The organism is Variovorax sp. FG153 (assembly GCF_057809595.1).
Window position 1 is genome coordinate 174,297 of record NZ_JBMDKG010000008.1, and the last position, 19,449, is coordinate 193,745.

Consider the following 19,449-nt stretch of genomic DNA (forward strand, 5'->3'; position numbering starts at 1 on the left):
CCTTGATTACTTCTTCTCGGCCGGAGCCGAGGCTGCCTTCTGGGGGGCGGGTGCCGCGCCAGAGGCTGCCGGCGCGGCGGCGGGCGCCGCACCGTTGGGATTCGGTTTCGTCCACGGGACCGCCTTCACGGGCGTGCCCGGCGGCATCATCTGCAGGCGCTGGAAGCCGTCGACCATCACCTGTTCGCCGGCCTTCAGGCCTTCGAGCACCACCCACTGGTTGTCCTTGGCGGCGCTGATCTTCACCGTGCGCTGGCTCAGCTTGCCGTCGGCGCCCACCACCGTGAGGTGGTCACCCTGCTGGGTGCGCGTGACCGCCTGCTGGGGCACCGTGATCGCGTTGCTGGCCTGCGCCTGCTCGAGCTTCACGCGCACGTACAGGCCCGGCAGCAGTTCGCCCTTGGGGTTGGGGATCTCGGCGCGCAGCGTGACCTGGCCGGTGGTGGCGTCGACCGTGAGGTCGGAGAACAGCAGCTTGCCGTCCTGGCCGTACTCGGTGCCGTCCTCGAGCACCAGCCGGATGCTGGCGGCGTCCTCGCCGCCGGCGCGCTTGTACTGGCCCGCGGCGACCGCGCGGCGCAGCTTCAGCACGTCGGAAGCCGACTGCGTGAAGTTCACGTACAGCGGATTGATCTGCTGCACCACGGCGAGCTCGGTGGCATCGCCCTGGCCGACCAGCGCGCCCTCGGTGACCAGCGCGCGGCCGATGCGGCCCGCGATCGGCGAGGTCACGTCGGCGTAGCCCTGGTTGATCTTCGCGGTCTGCAGCGCGGCGCGGCTGGCGGCCACGTCGGCCTCGGCGGTCTTCTGCGAAGCCACCGCGTTGACGTATTCCTGCTTGCTCACCGCATTGGCCTCGACCAGCGGCTTGTAGCGGTCGGCCAGTGCCTTGGCCTGCGCGGCATTGGCTTCGGAGCGGGCCAGCGCGGCCTGCGCGTTCTGCGTGGCGGCCACCAGCGGTGCCGGATCGATGCGGAACAGCAGCTGGCCGGCCTTCACGTCGCTGCCTTCGCGGAACTCGCGCTTGAGCAGGATGCCGGCGGCGCGGGCGCGCACCTGGGCGACGCGCGAAGCCTCGAGGCGGCCCGGCAGTTCGGTCACCAGGCCGACGTCGGTCGGGGTCGCGACGATCACGCCCACTTCGGGGGCGGGATGGGCGCCGCCACCGCCGCCCGCGCCGGCACCGGCGGGGGCATCGCTCTTCGAACAACCCGCGATGACCAGCAACACGACGGCAGCCACGGTCGCGAGGCGCGGCGAAAGAAACGATGGGCGCGAAACATGCAGGAGAGGCATGCGATTCCTTTGAAGCGAAGACGGGAGACGGCGATTTCTGCGGCCGCGCCGGAAAGCCAGCACGGCCAGGTGGGCCATCGGGAAGGGCGACAGTTTACATACATTCATGGATGTATAGTGACATCCACGCAATGGCCCCACGATATGCAAAGGGCGTTGCCTTTACAAATCAGGAGACTTGGTGGCACGTCGTACGAAGGAAGAAGCACTGGCGACGCGGAATCGACTGCTCGATGCCGCGGAACTGCTGTTTCAGGCGCAAGGGGTCTCCCAGACCACGCTGCAGCAGATCGCGCAGCAGGCCGGGGCGACGCGGGGCGCCATCTATTGGCACTTCAAGGACAAGGCCGATCTTTTCAACGCGATGATGGAGCGGGTCATCCTCCCGCTCGAGGCACCGCCGAAGGCCGCGGCCGTCGGCCACGACGACCCGCTGGCCGAGATCGAGGAGGGCATGGTGCATGCGCTGACCCTCATGACCACCGACCCGCAGGTGCGCCGCGTGTTCGACGTGGCGACCCACAAGGTCGAATACACCCACGACATGGCCTCGGTGCAGCAGCGGCATCTCGATGCGCGCAATGCCTGCGTGGGCGATTTCGAGAAGGCCCTGCGGCTGGCCGCGCGCCGCGCCCGCATCAGGCTGCCGGTGCCCGGCAGCGTGGCGGCGCAGGGGCTGCATGCGCTGATCAGCGGACTGATCCAGAACTGGCTGCTCGATCCCGCGGCCTTCGACCTCGTGCCCACGGGCCGGCGCACCTTCCGGGTGTATCTCGCGGGCCTCGGTTTCGCGCGGCAGACGGGGGCGAATGGCGCGGCCGCGCACGAAGCCGAAACGGCGGCCGCCTGATAGGCGATAATGCGAGGCTCCGGTTCGACCGGAAACCCATTTCTCGCTGTATTTCAACGGATAGAATTCGGCCCTCCGAAGGCTGAGATCCAGGTTCGATTCCTGGCGGCGGGACCAGACACACGGCAAAAAGGCCGGAAGCTCCAAGGGGCTTCCAGCCTTTTTCATTGGGAATGCGGCCCGATCGATGGCTGCTTCAGACCCGGCAGTCGGGCGCCAGCCGGTCGAGCGTCTGCACGATGCGCATCGACAGCCGCTGCGAATAGGCGCCGGCCGGATGCAGGATGTCGGCCATCTCGGCGGCCCTGAATTCTTCCGCGCCCCAGTCCGCGAAGCCCGCGCCGGTCTCCAGCGCCACCTTGCGGATGGCCGCGTCGTACTGGTCGCGGCCCGGCACCGGGATGCGCTGGCGCGACAGCCCCGTGACGATCACGACCCGGCCTTCGCGCACCGCGGTGGCGATCATGCTGCGCAACGGCGCCTCCACCGGCAGCGAGAGCGCCGCGTCGTTGAGGCCGTGGGCGATGACGACGAAGCGCGCGGCGCGCTTCTCGTTCGCGAAGCCCGCCGCGCGCGCGGTGGCCGTCTCGCCGTTGGCGCTGCGGTCGTCGACCGTGTAGCGCGGCCGCAGCCGCTTGAGCGCCGCCGCCGGCGGCTCGGCCAGCCGCAGGTTGCCGCCATAGCCGCCGTGCAGGATCGAGTCGCCATAGAGGACCACGCTGCAATGGGAGGCCGCGGCCGTGGCGGCAGGGGGCGCGGCGGCTGCCGCCACTGGAGCGGCTGGCGCGGCCGGCGCGGTCGCCGTCGGGGGCGGCGGCACGGGCGCGCGCGGGGTGTCGGGCTTCAAGAGACCGCAGGCCGCGAGCATGCCAATGCACAGGAAGGCGATGACGCTTCGCGGCGCGCGCGAAGCTTCGCGCGCACCGCGATGCGCTGCTTGAAAAGGGGGCATGGGGAAGGAGGGGAGTCGGGTTCCGTGAGCCCCGATCTTGCGAGCGCAATGTGGAGCAACTGTGAAGATCGTACCGCCGGCATGGCCTTCCTTGCTTTTGCGGGCCGCGGCGCAGCCAATGGTCCCGGACCCGCCACGGGCGCCGCCGCGCGCGGCATCATCGGCATTCATCATGAGAATCGGCATCCGGACCAAGCTCTTCTTCTTCGTGCTGGTGGCCTGCGCCGCCGTGGTGGTGGTTCAGGCCAGCGCCATGCGCTTCGTGTTCGCGCGCGGCTTCCTCGGCTACCTCAACCAGCAGGGCCGTGCGCATGTCCAGGAGATGGTGCCGCGCGTGGCCGCGGCCTATGCGGCGCACGGCGACTGGCAGTTCCTGCGGCAGGACTTCCGCAACTGGATGGAGCTGGTGTTGCCGATCGCGCGCGAGCCCGGCGTGGATCCGGCGCCGCAGCTCGCCTCGTCCGACCAGACCGGCGCCCTCGCGCGCATCGGCCTGCTCGATGCGCAACTGCGCCGCGTGGTGGGCAATCCCTCGGTCGGGCCGGACTCGATCCGGCTGCCGGTGTCGGTCGACGGGCGCATCGTCGGCTGGGTGGCGATGGTGCCCTTCGAGGACGTGCTGCCCAAGGACGACGCGCGCTTCCTCGAGCGGCAGTTCAAGGCGCTGACGCTGATCGGCCTGGGCTCGATCGCGGTGGCGGCGCTGCTGACCTTCGTGCTGTCGCGCGCGCTGCTGCGGCGGGTGCGCGGCATGGCCGGCGCCACGCAGCGGCTGGCGGCCGGCGACTACGCCTCGCGCATCGAGGTCGGCTCGAACGACGAGCTCGGCCATCTCGCGAAGGACTTCAACCGCATGGCGCAGACGCTGGAGCACACCGAGCGCGCGCGCCGCACCTTCATGGCCGACATCTCGCACGAACTGCGCACGCCGCTGGCGGTGCTGCGCGCCGAGCTCGAGGCGATCCAGGACGGTATCCGTCCGACCACCGAGCAGTCGGTCGATGCAATGCACGCCGAGGTCGGCCGCCTGGGCAAGCTGGTCGACGACCTGCACGACCTCTCGCTGACCGACATCGGCGCGATGACCTACCGGCGCACGCCGATCGACGTCGCCACGGTGTTGCGCACGGCGGTCGGCGGCATGCAGGGCCGGCTCGAGGCCGAGGGCCTCGAGCTGCGCGTGCATGTCGCGCCGTCGCCGCTGTCCATCAGTGGCGACGAGCGGCGGCTGCAGCAGCTGATCGCGAACCTGCTCGAGAACTCGCTGCGCTACACCGATCGCGGCGGCGTGGTGCAGGTGCGCGCCGATCGTCACGAGAGCGGCGTGCGCATCGTGGTCGAGGACAGCGCGCCCGGCGTGCCGCTCGACAAGCTCGAGAAGCTGTTCGAGCGCTTCTACCGCGTCGAGGGTTCGCGCAACCGCGCCAGCGGCGGCAGCGGACTGGGCCTGGCGATCTGCCGCAACATCGTCGAGGCGCACGAGGGCCGCATCCAGGCCCAGGCCTCGCCGTTCGGCGGGCTGCGCATCGTCATCGACCTGCCGGGGATCGACGCATGAGCGCCGCGCCGGGCCGCCCCAGGCAAGCTCGCACCGCAGTGCGAAGCACGAAGGTCTTTCAATGAGCACCGGCCTTCCGGCCCAGGGCCATGTGCTCGTCGTCGAGGACGAGCCGCGGCTGGCGGCCGTGCTCGGCGACTACCTCGCGGCGGCCGGCTACACGCACCACTGGGTCGCCGACGGCAACGCGGCGCTGCCGGCCTTCCATGCGCAGCGGCCCGACCTCGTGCTGCTCGACCTGATGCTGCCCGGGCGCGACGGCGTCGAGATCTGCCGCGACCTGCGGCGCATCGGCACGGTGCCGGTGATCATGGTGACCGCGCGCGTCGAGGAGGTCGACCGCCTGCTGGGTCTGGAGATCGGCGCCGACGACTACGTGTGCAAGCCCTTCAGCCCGCGCGAGGTGGTGGCGCGCGTGGGCGCGGTGCTGCGGCGGCATCGCGCCGCGAACGCGAGGCCCTCGGCCGCGCCCTTGCCCGCGCAGGCCGCATTGCTGGTGGTCGATGCCGCGGGCCGTGCCAGCGTGCGCGGCCGCGAACTCGACCTCACGCCGGTCGAATTCCGCCTGCTGGCCGTGCTGCACGGCGCGCTCGGCCGCGCCTTCTCGCGCGACCAGCTGCTCGGCCGCATCTACGACGACCGGCGTGTCGTGACCGACCGCACCATCGACAGCCACATCAAGAACCTGCGCCGCAAGCTCGCCGAGGCCGGCGGTTCGGAGGACTGGATCAAGTCGATCTACAGCGTCGGCTACCGCATGGAGCTCTGAGCGCCGGCATCCGCGAAGTGCGAGGGCGGGCGGCCCAGCGCGCGGCGGAACATGGTCGAGAACGCCGCCGGACTGTCGTAGCCCAGGTCGAGCGCCACCGCCGTCACCGTGTCGCCGGACGCCAATCGCGACAGCGCCAGCAGAACGCAGGCGCGCTGGCGCCACTGGCCGAAGGCCATGCCGGTCTCGCGGCCGAAGCGGCGACTGAAGGTGCGTTCGCTCACGTGCAGCCGCGCGGCCCATTGCGCCGGCGTGGCATGGATGTCGGGCGTGCGCAGGAAGTCCAGGCACAGCGTGGCCAGCGCCGGCTCGCGCGGCAGCGGCAGATGCAGCGGCAGCGCCTCGGCGCGCGCCAGTTCGTGCAGCGCGAGCCGCATCAGCAGGCCGTCTCGGCCCTGGCGTTCGTATTCGGCCGGCACCTCGACGGCCGCCAGCAGCAGCTGGCGCAGCAGCGGCGACACCTCGAGCACCTCGCACTGGCGGCCATGGCGCGGCGCCTCGCGCGGCTCGATGTAGAGGCTGCGCGTGCTCACGCCCAGCATGCGCACGCGGTGCGGCTGGCCCGCCGGTATCCACACGCCGCGCTGCGGCGGCACCACCCAGGCGCCGTCGTCGGTGCCGACCTCCATCACGCCGGTGGCGCCGTAGAGGAACTGCGCGCGACGATGGCTGTGCGTGGGCAACAGCTGGCCCGGCGGGTAGTCGGTGCCGATCGCGAGCACCGGGCGGGCGGTGGCGTCGACGGTATCGATCGGGACATTGCGCATTGGGGGGAGGACGGGTTGGCCGGAACGAGAACATCATTGTCCGACTTGCGCGGGCGCGCCGCACGGCAGCGGCCTATCTTCGAGGCCTGTCTTCGTTCTCCTGGAGTGCCTCTCGTGTGGATCTATCTCCTGCTCGCGGTCTTCGGCGGCCTCGCGGGCGTCACCACCGTGCTGTTCGGTTTCGGTGGCGGCTTCGTCGTGGTGCCGCTGCTCTACCGCGTGCTGCTGCTCGCGCATGGCGAGCACAGCGCCACCGGCCGCGCGGCCATGCACATCGCCGTGGCCACCTCGACCTGCGTGATGATCGCGAGCGCGCTGCTCGCCACGCGGCGCCACCAGCGCGCCGGCACCATCGACTGGCCGCTGATCCGGCCGCTGCTCGGTTTCATCGGGTTCGGTGCCATCGTCGGTGCCGCGGCCGCCGTGCGGGCCGATGGCGAATTCGTGCGGCTGGCCTTCATCGTCTACCTGGGCGTCACCATTCTCGACTGCCTGTTGCGCCCGGGTTTCATCGTGCGCCGTGCCGCGGCGACGGCAGCCATCGCGCCGCTCTCGCGCGGCATCGCCACCGCGGGCAGCTTCGTCATCGGCCTGATCGCGGCCTTCCTCGGCGTCGGCGGCAGCGTGATGACCGTGCCGCTGATGCGCCGCCGCGGCATCGACATGACGCGCGCCACCGCCATGGCCAATCCGCTGTCGCTGCCCATCGCGCTGGCCGGCACCGCCACCTACATGGCGCTGGCCTGGCGCTCGGGCGCGGCGCTCGAGGGCTGGCACCTCGGCTACGTGGACCTGCCGGCCTTCGCCGCGCTGGTCGCGGGATCGCTGCTGGGCGTGCGCGCCGCCGCGCCGCTGATCGGCCGCCTGCCCGACCGCGTGCATGCCTGGGGCTACCTCGTGCTGCTGGTGGCGGTGCTGCTGGGCATGCTGCTGCGCTGAGCGGTTTCGCCGAACGCGCGCCTCCTTGTCATCGAAGTTCCACAGTTCGCTGCCGGCGGTTGCGGCGCCGCGCCGGGCCTGCCACCATGGCCGCATGCCTTACCAACTCCATTACTGGCCCACCATCCAGGGCCGCGGCGAATTCGTGCGGCTCGCGCTCGAGGCCGCCGGTGCCGACTATGTCGACGTGGCGCGCGAGCGCGAGGACAAGGGCGGCGGCGAGGGCGCCCTCGGCCGCCGCCTTGCCGATCCGCTCGCGACGCGGCCGCCGTTCGCACCGCCTTTCCTCGTCGATGGCGACATCGTCGTCGGCCAGACCGCCGCGATCCTGCTCTACCTGGGGCCGCGCCTGGGCCTGGCCGGCGTCGGCGAATCGGACGGCCTGTGGACGCACCAGCTGCAGCTCACCATCGCCGACGCGGTGGCCGAGGCGCACGACACGCACCACCCGATCTCGACCGGCGACTACTACGAGGACCAGCGCGACGCCGCGCTGGCGCGCGCGAAGGCCTTCCGCGAGCAGCGCATCCCGAAGTTCCTCGACTGGTTCGAGCGCGTGCTGCGGCGAAATCCCTCGGGCGACCTGCACCTGGTGGGCGACGTGCTGACCTATGCCGACCTCTCGCTGTTCCAGCTGGTCGACGGACTGCAGTACGCCTTTCCCAAGGCCACCGCGCAGGCGCTCGCGAAGACGCCGGCGGTGGCGAAGCTGCATGCCAACGTCCGGCGCCGCCAGCGCGTGCACGACTACCTGCAGAGCCCGCGCCGCATCGCCTTCAACGAGGACGGCATCTTCCGGCGCTATCCCGAGCTGGACGCCTGATTCAGCGCACCAGCGCCGCCGCATCGCGCCATGCGGGCAGCGGCACCAGGCCGGCCATGGCCACGGGCCTGGCCTGCGGGCCGAACAGGTAGCGGTTCGGCACGATGCCTTCGAGATGGCCCAGCACGTCGCTGCGGTCGTCGATGAAATGCGTGATGCCCAGTTCGCGGCAGTGGTCGGCCTTCTGCGGACGCTGCAGGCAGAAGCGCAGGTTGCCGGGCGCCATGCCCGTGCGTTCGAAGAAGCGGTGGTGCGCGAGCCAGGCGCGGCTCCTGGCCTGCACGCTCGGACCGCACTTCGACACCAGCCAGACGCGGCCCTCGAAGCGATCGACCAGCGGCGCGACGGCCTCGAACATGCCTTCGTAGGGTGGCGTGTCGAGCGCGTCCCGCAGCGAGCCGCCGATGAAGGCGGTGTCGCCGCCGTCGGCCCGTTCGGCCGCGATCAGCACGCGGCCGATGTCGATGCCCAGGCGCGGGGGATGTTGCGATGCGTTCTTCATGTCGTGTTCCTTTCTCTTGTGTGCGGTGGATCGTAGGAACGAAGACCATCACCAGGAACTACCGATATGCGATGGGCTATCCATAGAATGGATAGGTGGACATCCCCCGCACCAACCTCGACGCGCTGCAATCCTTCGCCGTGTTCGCCGACACGCTGAACTTCAGCGAGTCGGCGCGCCTGCTGCACATCAGCCAGCCGGCCCTGCATGCGAAGGTGCGAAAGCTGTCGGAGCAGCTCGACGCCAAGCTCTACCTGCGCGTGGGCAGCGCGCTGCAGCTCACGAGCGCGGGCGAGCAGGTGGCGCGCCATGCGCGCGAGTTGCTGCTGCTCAACCAGCGCTTCGTGAAGGGGCTCGCGCAGGGGCAGGAGCAGGCGGTGGTCAGCCTCGCGGCCGGCGAGGGCGCCTACCTCTACCTGCTGGGCAAGGCGCTGTCGCAGTTCTCGGGGCCGGGCGCCTCGCCGCACCTGCAGCTGCTCACGCGCAACCGCGACGCCTCGGTGCAGGCGGTGCGAGCGGGCCAGGCCCAACTGGGCATCGCGCCGCTGGGCGCCGTGCCGGCCGATCTGCATGCGGTGCGGCTCACGGTCGTCGGCCAGGTGCTGGTGCTGCCGCGAGCGCATGCGCTGGCCTCGCGCCGTTCGGTGCGCCTGCGCGAGCTGCAGGGGGCGCAACTGATCGTGCCGCCCGCGGGTCGGCCGCACCGCGAACTGCTCGGCCGGCTGTTGCAGGCCGAGTCGGTGTCGTGGCAGCCCTCGCTCGAGGCCGATGGCTGGGAGCTGATGCTGCGCTTCGCCCAGCTCGGCTTCGGGCTGACGGTGGTGAATGCCTGCTGCCGCATTCCCAAGGGCCTGGTGGCGGTGCCGCTGCAGGGCTATCCGCCGCTCGAGTACCACCTGTTCCGCGCGGCCGACCGTCCGCCGTCCGTGCATGCGCAACGCCTGTGGAACGCGCTGCTCGCGCAGGCCGATCATTGGAAGAGCGCATGACGCCCGAGGACGCGAGCCGGTTCATCGCCTACGTGCTGCGTCATGCGCCCGAATCCATCGGCCTCGCGCTCGATGCCGAGGGCTGGGCCGAGATCGATGCGCTGGTGACCGGCGCTGTGGCCTCGGGCCGCGCGCTCACGCATGCGCAGGTGGTGCAGGCGGTCGATGCCGGCGCGAAGAAGCGCTACGCGCTGTCGGCCGACGGCCGCTGCATCCGCGCGCTGCAGGGCCATTCGACGCCGCAGGTCCGCCGCAGCTTCGAGCCGGCGGAGCCACCGGCCGTGCTCTTCCATGGCACGGCCACGCGCTTCCTCGCATCGATCCGTGCCGAAGGCTTGCGGCCCGGCACGCGGCAGCATGTGCACCTGTCGGCCGACGAGGCGACCGCCGTGCAGGTCGGGCAGCGCCATGGCAAGGCGCATGTGCTGCGCGTTGACGCAGGCGGAATGCAGGCGCTGGGCCATGCCTTCCATCGCGCGGAGAACGGGGTCTGGCTGACGGAGGCCGTGCCGCCGCGATTCCTGTCGGGCTGGCCTTCGTCCGTCTGAGCTACGCGCCCGAGCGCTGGGTGGTCGAGCGCGAACGCGAGCGCTTGCGGGTGCTTCGGGGTTCGGCGGCGGGCTGCGCCGCGGCGCTGCGCAGGTCCTGGTTGCGCTGGTGCGCGCCCGCGATCACGCGGCGCAGGCCGCGCTCCATCGACTCGAGCTCCGAAGCCGTCATGTGCTCGTTGAACATCTCGTGGATGAGCTTCTGGTAGGGCGGCCACATCCTGCGGCGCAGCGCGCGGCCCTGCTCGGTCAGCACCGCGACGCGGCCGCGCCCGTCGGTCTCGTCGACCTCGCGCACCACCAGCCCCTCGGCCTCGAGCGTGGTGACGATGCGCGAGATGAAGCTGCGGCTGTAGACCGCGCGCTCCGCGAGCTCGTGCATGCGCATGCGGCCGTTCGGCGAGGCGTCGAGCAGCCACAGCACGTCGTACCAGGTCAGCGGCGGCAGGCCTTCCTTGCGGAAGCTGTCCTCCATGAAGTCGAGCACCAGCACATAGGCGCTGATGAAGGAGGCCCAGGTGGAGGTGCCGCGCACGGCGGTGGAACGGGGCGTTGCCATACGGGGGAGAGCGTTTTCGAGAGTGGACCTCGATTCTCTCTCCGCCGCCCCGGCGCGCATCGTCAGGGCAGCGCCGCGTACCTGGCTTCGGGGTCGATGCCGTAGAGCGACAGGGCCCGCGCCGGCAGTTCCGCGTCGACCGTGCCGTCGTCGGCCAGCGCCTTGAGCGCCGCGAGCGCGACGTGATGGCGGTCGACCTCGAAGAAGGCGCGCAGCGCTTCGCGCGTGTCGGAGCGGCCGAAGCCGTCGGTGCCCAGGGTCACGAAGCGGCGATCGCCGACGAAGGGGCGGATCTGGTCGGGCACGATCTTCATGTAGTCGGTGGCGGCGATCGCCGGCCCGTCCTCGCCAGCCAGGCACTGCGCGACGTACGAAGCGCGCGGCGCCTGCGCCGGATGCAGGCGGTTCCAGCGTTCGGCTTCGAGGCCGTCGCGGCGCAGCTCCGAGAAACTCGTGACGCTCCAGATGTCGGCGCTCACGCCGAAGTCGCGCTCCAGCAGCGCAGCGGCCGCGATCACCTCGGAGAGGATCGCGCCGCTGCCCATCAGCTGCACGTGCGGCGCGCCGGCGGCACGGGCGCCCCGCTTCAGGCGGTACATGCCTTTCACGATGCCTTCCTCGGCGCCCTCGGGCATCGCCGGATGCGCGCTCTTCTCGTTGAGCAGCGTGAGGTAGTAGAAGACGTCCTCCTGCGGCTCGCCGTACATCCTGCGCAGCCCGTCCTGCACGATCACCGCGATCTCGTACGAGTAGGCGGGGTCGTAGGACACGCAGGACGGGATCACCGACGACAGCACGTGGCTGTGGCCGTCGTCGTGCTGCAGGCCCTCGCCCTCGAGCGTGGTGCGGCCCGAGGTCGCGCCCAGCAGGAAGCCGCGCGCGCGGATGTCGCCGGCGGCCCAGGCCAGGTCGCCCACGCGCTGGAAGCCGAACATCGAATAGAAGATGTAGAACGGGATGGTGGCGACGCCGTGCGTGCTGTGCGCCGTCGCCGCCGCGATCCAGGACGACATCGCGCCCGATTCGTTGATGCCTTCCTGCAGGATCTGTCCCTGGCGGTCCTCCTTGTAGAAGCTCAGCTGGTCGGCATCCTGCGGCGTGTAGAGCTGGCCCACGTGCGAGTAGATGCCGACCTGGCGGAACATGCCGTCCATGCCGAAGGTGCGCGACTCGTCGGGCACGATCGGTACCACGCGCGGACCCAGCACCGGGTCCTTGAGCAGTTGCGCGAGGATGCGCACGAAGGCCATGGTGGTGGCGTACTCGCGCTCGCCGCTGCTTTGCAGGTGGCTCGCGAAGGCCGCGAGCGCGGGCGTTGCCAGCGGGCCCGGTCCGCGCGAGCGTGACGGCAGGAGCCCGCCGGCGCGCTGGAGGCCAGCCTCGAGGCAGGCGGCTTCGGGGCTGCCGGGCGCGGGCTTGATGTACGGGATCTCCTCGAGCCGTTCGTCGGGCACCGGGATCGCGAAGCGGTCGCGGAAGGCACGCACGGCCGGGTCGCCCATCTTCTTCAGCTGGTGGTTGATGTTGGCCGCTTCGCCCGCCGCGCCCATGCCGTAGCCCTTCACCGTCTTGGCGAGGATCACGGTCGGCTGGCCTTGGTGGCGCACGGCGGCGGCATAGGCCGCATGCACCTTGAGCGGGTCGTGGCCGCCGCGGGCGAGGGCGCCGATCTGCGCGTCGCTCAGGTGCGCGACCCGCTGGCGCAGCTCGGGGTCCTTGCCGAAGAAGTGTTCGCGCACGTAGTCGCCGCCGTGCGCCTTGAAGGCCTGGTACTCGCCGTCGACGCATTCCATCATGCGCCGGTGCAGCCGGCCGTCGTGGTCCTGCGCCAGCAGTTCGTCCCAGCCGCTGCCCCAGACGACCTTGATCACGTTCCAGCCCGCGCCGCGGTAGACGCTCTCGAGCTCCTGGATGATCTTGGCGTTGCCGCGCACCGGGCCGTCGAGGCGCTGCAGGTTGCAGTTCACCACGAAGATCAGGTTGTCGAGCTTCTCGCGGCCCGCCATTGCGACCGCGGCCAGGGTCTCGGGCTGGTCCTGCTCGCCGTCGCCGAGGAAGGCCCAGACCTTGCGGCCCTGCGCCGGGATCAGCCCGCGGTCCTCGAGGTAGCGCATGTAGCGTCCCTGGTAGGCCGCCATCAGCGGACCGAGGCCCATCGAGACGGTCGGGAACTGCCAGAAGTCCGGCATCGTGCGCGGATGCGGGTAGGAGGCGAGGCCGCCGCCGATCTCGCGCCGGAAGCGGTCCATCTGCTGCTCCGACAGGCGCCCCTCGAGGTAGGCGCGCGCATAGATGCCGGGCGAGGAATGGCCCTGGATGTAGAGCATGTCGCCAAGGAACCCGGGCGTGGCGGCGCGGAAGAAGTGCCGGTAGCCGGTCTCGTAGAGCGTGGTGGCCGAGGCATAGGTCGCGATGTGGCCGCCGACGCCCGAGTGCTTGCCCGCGCGCAGCACCAGCGCCATCGCATTCCAGCGCAGGTAGGCGTCGAGCCGCAACTCGATGTTCACGTCGCCCGGAAAGGCCGGCTGGTCGGCGACGCGCACGGTGTTCACGTAGGGCGTGGTGCGCGGCGCGGCATAGCGGCCCGCGGCCGCGTGGTCCTGCTCGATCAACTGGTCCAGCAGGTAATGGGCCCGGTCGCGGCCTTCGTGGATCACCACGGCGCGCATGGCGTCGAGCCATTCGCGTGTCTCTTGCGGATCGATGTCGTCCGCGCTCGCCAAGTCGTTCATTCGTTGCTCCTTCGATGTGCGGTTCGTTGTTCGAACGTCGTTCGCATCGCCTTTAAATTTCATTATGCGGATATGAATCGTGCAATGCGCAACTGCAATGTATCCCTAGTTCATTGCAAATGCAATCAGTTGTGATGTAACCTGATGGACGTGCACAGAGGTATCGTGAGAGAGAACGAAGGCCGGGATGGCCATGAATCGATGCCATGACCTCGGTCACGATGAATCGATCTGAATGCAGTAGCAATGATTGGGACGTCGATGATCCGCACCCATGCCCGCGGCCGCCGGCCGGGGCCGAAGACAACCCCTCGAGAACCAGAAGGCATCCATGCCGCCCTCCGACCGCGACCTCTACGACCCGCCATCCAGCTTTCCGACGCCCGCGCAGCTGCGCGATCTCGATCCCGCGGACCTCGCCACGGTGGCGGCCGGACTCCGAAGCGCGCTGCTGCGCAGCGTGTCGCGAACGGGCGGCCATCTCGCCTCGAACCTCGGCGTGGTCGAGCTCACCCTTGCCTTGCACCACGTCTTCGACACGCCGCGCGATGCGCTGGTCTGGGATGTCGGCCACCAGTGCTATGCGCACAAGATCCTCACGGGCCGTGGCCCGGCGATGGCCACTTTGCGCAAGGTCGGCGGCCTGTCGGGGTTCACCTCGAGGGACGAGTCGCCCTACGACCCCTTCGGTGCCGGCCATGCGGGCACCGCCGTCTCGGCGGCGGTGGGCATCGCGATGGGCATGCGGGACGACGGCAGGCATGCCGTCGCCATCGTCGGCGACGGCGCGCTCTCGGCGGGAATGACCTTCGAGGCGCTCAACCATGCGGGCAGCTTCGCGACCTTGCCGCTGGTCGTGGTGCTCAACGACAACGGGATGTCGATCTCGCCCGCGCTGGGCGCGCTGCACCAGCATCTGCGCGGCCTGGTCGAGCGGGGCGCATCCGCTCGCGCCGACCACCGCTCGCTGTTCGAGCTGCTGGGCCTGCGCTACACCGGCCCCATCGACGGCCACGATGCCGAGGCGCTCGTGGCCGCGTTCCGCGCCGCGAAGCGATCGCGCGCGCCGCAGGTCCTCCACGTCGTCACGCAAAAGGGCAGGGGCTATGCGCCGGCCGAGGCCGACCCGACCACCTACCACGGGCCCGGCCCCTTCGACCTCGCCGTGGGCGTGGCCGCCAAGGCCGCGAGCCGCCCGAGCTTCAGCCAGGTCTTCGGCCAATGGGTGTGCGACGCGGCGGCCGACGACCCGGCCATCGTCGCGATCACGCCCGCGATGCGCGAGGGCTCCTGCCTGGTCGATTTCGAGCGGCGATTCCCGGCGCGCTTCGTGGACGCCGCCATCGCGGAGCAGCATGCGGTGACGCTGGCCGCGGGACTCGCCGTGGCCGGCATGCGGCCGATCGTGGCGATCTATTCGACCTTCCTGCAGCGCGGCTACGACCAGCTCGTCCACGACGTCTGCCTGCAGAACCTGCCGGTGCTGTTCGCGATCGACCGCGCGGGAATCGCGGGCGGGGACGGTGCCACGCACCTGGGCGCCTTCGACGTGGCGGCGCTGCGCTGCGTTCCGAACCTGTTGCTGATGACGCCGGCCGACGGGCACGAATGCCGGCGGATGCTCGCGCTGGGGTTGGATCACGACGGGCCGTCGGCGGTGCGCTACCCGAGGGCCGTCGTCCCCGCGGACGACGGCGTTCGCACGGACCAGCCCTTGGCACTCGGCCGCGGCGTGGTCGTGCGCAGGTCGACGGGCAACAGGCCCGCCAGGGTGGCGTTGCTCGCCTTCGGGCCCTTGCTCCATGCCGCGATGGAGGCCGCCGAGGCGCTCGACGCGAGCGTCGCCAACATGCGCTTCGTCAAGCCGCTCGACGAGGCGCTGCTGCTCGACCTTGCCGCGACGCACGAGGTGCTCGTCACGCTCGAGGAGGCCTCGGTCATCGGTGGCGCGGGCGCGGCCTGCGCGGAGCGCATCGCGATGGAAGGGCTGCCGGTGCGGCTGCTGCGCCTGGGCCTGCCCGATGTCTTCATCGGGCATGGAGATCGGGGCGAACTGCTCGCGTTGCAGGGCCTCGATGCGGCGGGCATCGTCGCGTCGATCCGGGCATTCGTCGAGCGGCACTGACGGCCGGTGCAACGGGCCGGTGTAGGGCAAACGCGCCTCTTGCCCCGCCGGCATGGCGCGGCGCCGGGGCTCTGCCCGACAATTCGCGCCGAATCCTCCGCATCCGGCGCGCCTTGTTCTCCAAAAACGCTTCCACCGACGTCCGCCGCGAAGGCGAGGGGCCCCTGGCCCGGGCGAAGGCACGCCTGCCGTCGCCGATCGCCTGCCTGGTGTTCGTCGTGTCGGTGGCGCTGCTGGTCGCCATGGGGGCCTTCTTCGGCGATCACTCGGGCGGCAAGTACCCCCCGGGCGCGACGCAGCACATCACGCGGGCCGACTGGCAGGTGCAGCGCGCGAACGGTTTCATGGCGCCGCCGCTGATCTTCAGCGGCCAGCAATTGCCCGATGCCTGGCAACCGGTCGAGCTGCCGCTGGCGCTGCCGATCGCGCTGCTCGACCAGGCCGACGCCAACACGATCTCGGACCCGGGCAAGGAGACGCGCACCACCTGGCTGCGGCTGAAGGTGCCGCCCCATCCCGGGCTGCGCGGTCCGCTCGCGCTGTACGGCTCGCGCGTGAAGACCGACGGCACGATCGCGATCTATGCCGATGGCCGGCTGGTGTATCGCGCGCAGGAACTGGGACCGCTGTGGAACAGCACGCGCACGCCGCTGTGGGTGGTGTTCGAGCAGCGCGACGACGGCTCGGCCGCGCGGCCGGCCGAGATCCTGATCCGGCTCGAGCACACCCGCGCCGCGCAGGTGGGCATCGCCTCGCTGTGGCTGGGGCCGGTCGACGCGCTCAAGGGCCGCTACCAGATGCGCCAGTGGCTGCAGCAGGAGCTGCCCGCGATGCTGAGCGCGGCCTTCATGGCGGTGGGCGTGTTCGCGCTGTTCGTGTGGCTGTGGCGCCGCCACGAGACCGGCTACCTGCTGTTCTTCAACCTCGCGACCACCTCGTACCTGCGCGGGCTGCATTTCTACGTCTCGCTGCCGATCGCCAACGACTGGTTCGCCTGGCTCACGGTCAATGCGCTGTTCTGGCTGGTGGCGGTGGTGCACTACGCGCTGCGACAGCTGCACGAGCGGCCGCTCACGCTGCTGACCTGGGCCGTGACGACGATCACCTTGCTGGTCAGCGTGCTGACCCTGCCCGGCATCGCGCTGCTGCCGAACACGCCGCAGGTCACGCCGCTGATCTACCTGGTGGTGGCGGGCATGGCCACGGTGGTGGGGCTGGTGGGCGGCATCAGCGCCTGGCGCCGTTCGCCCGAGGGGCGGCTGGTGGCGGCCGGCATCGGCGTGTGCGTGCTGCTCGGCGCCACCGACTGGATGGTGCAGAACAACATCGTGAGCCCCGAGGGCTGGTACCTGGGCGCCTACACCAACGCCGTCACCTTCGCCGTCTTCGGCATCCTGCTGTATCGGCGCTACGTGCACGCGATCGGCGAGGTGGAACGCGTCAACGCCAGCCTCGCGCAGCGGTTGCAGGCGCGCGAGAGCGAGCTCGACCTGAGCCATCGCCGGCTGCGCGAGGTCGAGCGGCAGAAGACCATCAGCGACGAGCGCCAGCGGCTGATGCAGGACATGCACGACGGGCTGGGCTCCTCGCTGATCAGCGCGATCCGCTCGGTGGAGGAGGGCCGGCTCAGCGACCAGAAGGTGTCGCAGATCCTCCAGGGCTGCCTCGACGACCTGAAGCTCACGATCGACTCGATGGAGCCGATCGACGCCGACCTGCTGCTGCTGCTCGCCACCCTGCGCTACCGGCTCGGCCCGCGGCTCGAGGGCATGGGCGTGTCGCTGACCTGGGAGGTGCAGGAGATCCCGCCCTTGCCGTGGCTCGATCCGTCGAGCGCGCTGCACGTGCTGCGCATCGTGCAGGAAAGCATCTCCAACACCCTGCGCCACACGCGCGCCACCACCATCCGCGTGGCGACCGGCACGGATGCCGCGCACGTGTGGGTGCGCATCGAGGACAACGGCCAGGGCTTCGACGTCGAGCAGGCCCTGACCGGCGGCCGGGGCCGCGGCCTGCAGAACATGCAGCGCCGCGCGCTCGCGGTGCAGGGCCACGTGGCGTGGGAGTCGGATGCCGCGGGCACGCGCTTCCTGCTGTGGCTGCCGCTGGTGCGGGCCGAGCGCCCTTCGGGGGCATGAGCCGTCGGGTACAGTGACGGCCCCTTGCCGCCGCACACCGACCCCTCCTCCGCCGACCACGGCATCCGTCTCGAATCCGTCGTGCTGGAGCGCGGCGCGCAGCGCGTGTTCGACGACCTCTCGCTCGCGTTGCGCGAGGCGCGCATCGGCGTGATCGGCGACAACGGTGCCGGCAAGAGCAGCCTGTTCCGCCTGATCAGCGGGCTGGAGCAGCCGGGCTCGGGCAGCGTGCGCGTGCATGGCTGCGACACGGTGGTCGACCGCCGCCGGCTCTCGCAGCACGTGGGCCTGATGTTCCAGAACCCCGACGACCAGATCATCTTTCCGACCGTGGCCGAGGAACTGGCCTTCAGCCTCACGGCGCGCGGCGAATCGCGTGCCGAGGCACGCCGGCAGGCGCGCGACTTCCTCGCGCGGCGCGGCCTTGCGGCCTGGGCCGAGCGCGCCATCGGCGAACTGAGCCAGGGCCAGCGCCAGCAGGTCTGCCTGCTGGCATTGCTGATCAGCCGGCCCGCCACCTTGCTGCTCGACGAACCGTTCGCGAGCCTCGACCTGCTGAGCCAGGCCCGGCTGTCGGCGCAGCTCGCCGCGAGCGACCAGCAGGTGCTGGTGTCCACGCATGTGCTCGAGCACGTGCACGACTTCGAGCGCGTGCTGTGGCTGGTGCAGGGCCGGGTGCGGGCCGACGGCCCGGGCCGCGAGGTCTGCGAGGCCTATGCGCAGGACGTGCGGCAACGCGCGGCGATGGACCTGCCGCATGCGTAGCCTCTATCTCGACAGGCGCACCTGGATGCACGCGGTGCCGGCGTGGCTCAAGCTCGCGCTGCTGTCGGCCGGCGGCACCGCGCTCGTGCTGACCAACCGGCCTGCGCTGCTGGGCGCGGCCTGCGGCCTGGCGCTCGCGCTGTTCGCCTCGCTCGGGCGGCCCGCGTGGGGCCGGGTGCGCACGCTGTTCGGCATCGCGATCGCCTGCGCGCTCATCGTCGGCTTCCATGCACTGCTCGGCACCACGCTGCTCGGCGTGGCGAGCGCGCTGCGCATCGCCACCGCCGCGGTGCTCGCGCTGATGCTGACGCTGACCACGCGCTTCGAGGACCTGCTCGCGGTGCTCGAGACGGTGCTGCATCCGCTGCGCCGCCTGGGCGTGCCCACCGACCGCATCGCGCTCGGCCTCGGGCTCACGCTGCGGTTCGCCGAGAACTTCTACGTGCAGTGGCAGCGGCTCGACGACGCGCACCGCGCGCGCGCCGGCCATGGCGGCGGACTGCGGCTGCTGGCGCCGCTGACCATCCGCACGCTGCAGACCGCGGAGCGCGTGGCCGATGCGCTCGCGGCGCGGCTCGGGCGCTGATCAGCAGGCTGCGCGGCGGAAGTTCGTGAGGCTCACGTAGTCCTTGCGTGGACCGCGCACGGTGTGGCGCAGCGTGAAGCTGCCATCGTCCAGGAAGCGGTAGAGGCTGTCGTAGAGGTCGGCGGCGCACAGGTGCGCGGCGGTGCCGGTCCAGGCCGTGTCGCCGTCGTCGCCCGGCAGCAGCGCGATCTCGTGGAACAGGCGTGGCGGCCGTTCGGCGAACAGCACCGCGAAACCGCCGGGACGGCCCTGGTACAGGTACTCGCGGTGGGCGTCGAAGCTGCGGCCGTCGAGCAGGCGCAGCCGGCCTTGCTCGCGACAGTGCAGGGTCGCGGGTATCGCGTCGGGCACGGCATGGAAGACAGCGGTGCCGTGCATCGAGGCCTGGCCTTCGATCGCGCGTTCGAAGGTCCAACTGCCTGCGAGACGGCGCCAGACATCGTCGGCTTCGCCCCATGGCGAGAGAGAAAGGGTGGGGTTGGCCGCACGCATGGGGCGACTCTATCCCTCCGGGGAAAGCCCCTCCATGTCGGACGCGGACCATCGATTGT

The 19,449-nt window shown here is 70.8% G+C and carries 18 protein-coding genes and 1 tRNA gene; 12 read left to right on the forward strand and 7 right to left on the reverse strand.

What is annotated here, in order from left to right; all coding sequences use genetic code 11:
• Nucleotides 1-6: 6 nt before the first annotated feature.
• On the reverse strand, nt 7-1,296 hold the full coding sequence (locus tag ACODT0_RS12485; protein ID WP_057593955.1) for an efflux RND transporter periplasmic adaptor subunit: 1,290 nt from the start codon (nt 1,294-1,296) through the stop codon (nt 7-9).
• A gap of 178 nt (nt 1,297-1,474) precedes the next feature.
• Here ACODT0_RS12485 and ACODT0_RS12490 point away from each other — a divergent pair, with 178 nt between their 5' ends.
• Nucleotides 1,475-2,146, forward strand: a complete 672-nt coding sequence (locus ACODT0_RS12490) for a TetR family transcriptional regulator (protein ID WP_057593954.1) — start codon at nt 1,475-1,477, stop codon at nt 2,144-2,146.
• Nucleotides 2,147-2,188: 42 nt separating this feature from the next.
• A tRNA-Arg gene (locus tag ACODT0_RS12495) sits at nt 2,189-2,263 on the forward strand.
• 79 nt (nt 2,264-2,342) lie between these two features.
• Here ACODT0_RS12495 and ACODT0_RS12500 read toward each other — a convergent pair.
• Nucleotides 2,343-3,098: an SGNH/GDSL hydrolase family protein gene (locus ACODT0_RS12500; RefSeq protein WP_412180248.1), complete on the reverse strand. Its 756-nt coding sequence runs from the start codon at nt 3,096-3,098 to the stop codon at nt 2,343-2,345.
• Nucleotides 3,099-3,270: 172 nt separating this feature from the next.
• Between ACODT0_RS12500 and baeS the strand changes: the two genes are divergently transcribed.
• Nucleotides 3,271-4,656, forward strand: a complete 1,386-nt coding sequence (gene baeS / locus ACODT0_RS12505) for a sensor histidine kinase efflux regulator BaeS (RefSeq protein WP_489041408.1) — start codon at nt 3,271-3,273, stop codon at nt 4,654-4,656.
• Nucleotides 4,657-4,717: 61 nt separating this feature from the next.
• Nucleotides 4,718-5,425: a response regulator gene (locus ACODT0_RS12510; protein ID WP_057597899.1), complete on the forward strand. Its 708-nt coding sequence runs from the start codon at nt 4,718-4,720 to the stop codon at nt 5,423-5,425.
• Here ACODT0_RS12510 and ACODT0_RS12515 read toward each other — a convergent pair.
• On the reverse strand, nt 5,407-6,192 hold the full coding sequence (locus ACODT0_RS12515; RefSeq protein WP_489041409.1) for an AraC family transcriptional regulator: 786 nt from the start codon (nt 6,190-6,192) through the stop codon (nt 5,407-5,409). The genes ACODT0_RS12510 and ACODT0_RS12515 overlap by 19 nt on opposite strands.
• A gap of 114 nt (nt 6,193-6,306) precedes the next feature.
• On the opposite strand from ACODT0_RS12515, the gene ACODT0_RS12520 reads away from it, so the two are divergent.
• Entirely contained in the window at nt 6,307-7,131 is an 825-nt protein-coding gene (locus ACODT0_RS12520; protein WP_489041410.1) for a sulfite exporter TauE/SafE family protein, read from the forward strand.
• Between the two features lie 94 nt (nt 7,132-7,225).
• Nucleotides 7,226-7,954 carry a glutathione S-transferase gene (locus ACODT0_RS12525; protein ID WP_413761679.1) on the forward strand — a complete coding sequence of 243 codons (729 nt, stop codon included), beginning with the start codon at nt 7,226-7,228 and terminating at the stop codon, nt 7,952-7,954.
• Between the two features lies 1 nt (nt 7,955).
• Here the strand turns inward: ACODT0_RS12525 and ACODT0_RS12530 are convergent, their stop codons facing one another.
• Nucleotides 7,956-8,456, reverse strand: a complete 501-nt coding sequence (locus ACODT0_RS12530; protein WP_489041412.1) for a hypothetical protein — start codon at nt 8,454-8,456, stop codon at nt 7,956-7,958.
• A gap of 95 nt (nt 8,457-8,551) precedes the next feature.
• On the opposite strand from ACODT0_RS12530, the gene ACODT0_RS12535 reads away from it, so the two are divergent.
• Both ACODT0_RS12535 and ACODT0_RS12540 read left to right on the forward strand, forming a co-directional pair.
• Complete coding sequence (locus tag ACODT0_RS12535) at nt 8,552-9,445, forward strand: LysR family transcriptional regulator (RefSeq protein ID WP_489041413.1); 894 nt, start codon at nt 8,552-8,554, stop codon at nt 9,443-9,445.
• Nucleotides 9,442-9,993, forward strand: coding sequence for an RNA 2'-phosphotransferase (locus ACODT0_RS12540; protein WP_296739265.1), 552 nt, complete (start codon nt 9,442-9,444; stop codon nt 9,991-9,993). Before ACODT0_RS12535 ends, ACODT0_RS12540 begins: the two co-directional genes overlap by 4 nt.
• A 1-nt stretch (nt 9,994) precedes the next feature.
• Here ACODT0_RS12540 and ACODT0_RS12545 read toward each other — a convergent pair whose 3' ends face one another.
• Nucleotides 9,995-10,552 (reverse strand): MarR family winged helix-turn-helix transcriptional regulator, encoded by a 558-nt coding sequence (locus ACODT0_RS12545; protein ID WP_057597384.1) that lies wholly within the window; start codon nt 10,550-10,552, stop codon nt 9,995-9,997.
• 62 nt (nt 10,553-10,614) lie between these two features.
• Entirely contained in the window at nt 10,615-13,284 is a 2,670-nt protein-coding gene (aceE, locus tag ACODT0_RS12550; RefSeq protein WP_489041414.1) for a pyruvate dehydrogenase (acetyl-transferring), homodimeric type, read from the reverse strand.
• Between the two features lie 331 nt (nt 13,285-13,615).
• Between aceE and ACODT0_RS12555 the strand changes: the two genes are divergently transcribed.
• From ACODT0_RS12555 to ACODT0_RS12570, 4 genes are all read left to right on the forward strand, one after another.
• Complete coding sequence (locus tag ACODT0_RS12555; RefSeq protein ID WP_489041416.1) at nt 13,616-15,409, forward strand: 1-deoxy-D-xylulose-5-phosphate synthase; 1,794 nt, start codon at nt 13,616-13,618, stop codon at nt 15,407-15,409.
• A gap of 242 nt (nt 15,410-15,651) precedes the next feature.
• The gene (locus ACODT0_RS12560; RefSeq protein WP_413764577.1) at nt 15,652-17,547 is read left to right on the forward strand and encodes a sensor histidine kinase; all 1,896 of its coding nucleotides are present in this window, start codon (nt 15,652-15,654) and stop codon (nt 17,545-17,547) included.
• 24 nt (nt 17,548-17,571) lie between these two features.
• Nucleotides 17,572-18,312, forward strand: a complete 741-nt coding sequence (locus ACODT0_RS12565; RefSeq protein WP_489041417.1) for an energy-coupling factor ABC transporter ATP-binding protein — start codon at nt 17,572-17,574, stop codon at nt 18,310-18,312.
• The gene (locus tag ACODT0_RS12570; protein WP_489041418.1) at nt 18,305-18,898 is read left to right on the forward strand and encodes an energy-coupling factor transporter transmembrane component T family protein; all 594 of its coding nucleotides are present in this window, start codon (nt 18,305-18,307) and stop codon (nt 18,896-18,898) included. The genes ACODT0_RS12565 and ACODT0_RS12570 overlap by 8 nt, the downstream gene beginning before the upstream one ends.
• Here the strand turns inward: ACODT0_RS12570 and ACODT0_RS12575 are convergent, their stop codons facing one another.
• A complete protein-coding gene (locus tag ACODT0_RS12575; RefSeq protein WP_296739281.1) occupies nt 18,899-19,390 on the reverse strand; it encodes a DUF6314 family protein in 492 nt (163 codons plus the stop codon). It abuts the gene before it with no gap.
• Nucleotides 19,391-19,449 lie beyond the last annotated feature (59 nt).